The 2,029-nt window shown below is 41.4% G+C and carries 1 protein-coding gene, 1 pseudogene and 1 other annotated feature; the gene and the pseudogene both read left to right on the plus strand.

Translation table 11 applies throughout. The features are described from left to right. Positions 1 to 357 (plus strand): hypothetical protein (locus AC1DVJ_RS30735; RefSeq protein ID WP_477596690.1); only part of this gene is annotated, 357 nt, incomplete at its 5' end. A 241-nt stretch (positions 358 to 598) separates the two neighbouring features. After that, positions 599 to 867, plus strand: a binding site (T-box leader). A 57-nt stretch (positions 868 to 924) separates the two neighbouring features. Beyond that, positions 925 to 2,029: pseudogene (gene metG / locus AC1DVJ_RS30740) on the plus strand (methionine--tRNA ligase); the annotation flags it as partial.

The raw sequence follows: 2,029 nt of genomic DNA on the forward strand, positions 1-2,029 counted from the left end.
GAGGAAACATGGGGAACAAACAAGAGGACTAATAAAAAACTCTCATATAGATCTCGTAGGATAATTGAGTGGTCGATAAAGACAATAGGAACTATGTTTAGTTTATATCTCTTTTGGGGTGCAATACCGTACTGGGAAGATACAATGTCACTATTAATGAAGGATATTAGATACATTGAAGGATTCCCTTCAAATATTTATTATCAGAAAAAGGATTTCAATAGATATGTTGTAATTAACGGTGAGACGTATACCTTTGGAATTTCGCCAAAAGTTGAGATGGGAAAATGGTATAAAATTGCGTACCTTCCACATACAAGAACCGCAATAAATTTTGCTGAAGTGATAACACATTAAGCTAACGGCGAACCGATAGTTAAACATCTGAAGGGCTAGCCGTCGTGGTAGCCCTTCACTCCGCTAACGGGCAGCGGGTAGCTTAAGTTGAGTTACCACCTTTCTTGAGCTAGCACTGGTTTCAGAGCTTGCTTGTATGGATAATGTTATATGTGGGCATCATTTAATCATATCCTAGAGTTTTGAAAATTAGATTGATTTTTAGGGATATATAATTATAATTGGATATATCAGGAATATGAATATGGCAACGACGAGAAAGAGTAGTTGGACCCCGTTCTTTTAACAGAGAGCTCCGGTAGGTGCGAAGGAGTAAAGAAACGTCTGACGAACATGGTCTCTGAGCTGTGCATCGAACCCTCTCAGTGAGGTAGTAGGCCGCACCGGGCGCACCCGTTAACGTGCCAGGGTATAATCACCTCATGTGGTGACGTACCTGTAGAGGCCGGTCACTGTGAGGGATCGGTAAATTTAGGTGGAAACACGTGAGCGACAGCTCTCGTCCTTTTGAGGACGAGGGCTTTTTTTTGTTTTCAAGAAATTTTGATAACTAAGGAGGAAATTGAAATGAGCATTTTTATTGGAGGAGCGTGGCCCTACGCAAACGGATCACTTCACTTAGGGAGAGTAGCAAGTTTACTGCCAGGTGACGTGATTGCGCGGTATTTTCGGTTAAGGGGAGAAGAGGTACTTTACGTATCAGGAAGTGATTGTCACGGAACACCAATTTCAATTCAAGCTAACCAAGAAGGTGTTTTCCCTCAAGTAATTTCCGATCGATACCATAATGAGTTTATGGATTGTTTCCGTCAAATTGGATTTTCATACGACTTGTACACTCGAACGGATCATCCATTTCACCACGAAGTTGTGCAAGAAATATTTAATCAACTACTGGATAATGGTGTTCTGTATAAAAAAGCAGTTGAACAAACTTACTGTGACGATTGTGATCGCTTTCTGCCGGACCGATATGTTGAAGGGAACTGTCCTCATTGTGGTAGTGCAGCTCGTGGTGATCAATGTGACACCTGTTCAGCATTATTGGATCCTTTAGAACTGAATAATCGTTCATGTAAGTTGTGCAATGGGAGTCCAACTTCAAGGTATTCTGATCATTACTTCCTGGCACTATCAAAGTTTCAAAATGAACTAGAGAACTTTGTTAATAGAGCGGATGGCTGGAGGGAGAACGCCATTGGACTTTCAAGGCGTTATTTAGGAGAAGGGCTGCAGGATCGAGCTGCTACTAGGGACTTGGGTTGGGGAGTAGATGTACCCTTAGATGGTTTTGAAGGAAAAAAATATATGTGTGGGTAGAGGCTGTAAGCGGGTATCTTTCTGCCAGTAAGCAGTGGGCCAAACAGCGTGGTGAATCATGGGAGAAGTTTTGGTCCAAAGAAGGTGTAAAATCCTACTATATCCATGGAAAGGATAATATCCCATTTCATACTTTAATATGGCCAGCTATTCTGCTGGGTTTGAAGGATTTGCACCTGCCAGATCAAATTATTTCTAGCGAATTTCTTACTTTAGAAGGAAGAAAATTTTCAACAAGCCGAAATTGGGCAGTATGGGTACCTTATCTGTTAGAGAGGTATGATGCGGATTCATTACGGTATTTCCTAATTGCCAACGGTCCAGAAAATAGGGATACAGATTTCTCTTGGAG

This window comes from Paenibacillus sp. P4_A9 (genome assembly GCF_056402415.1).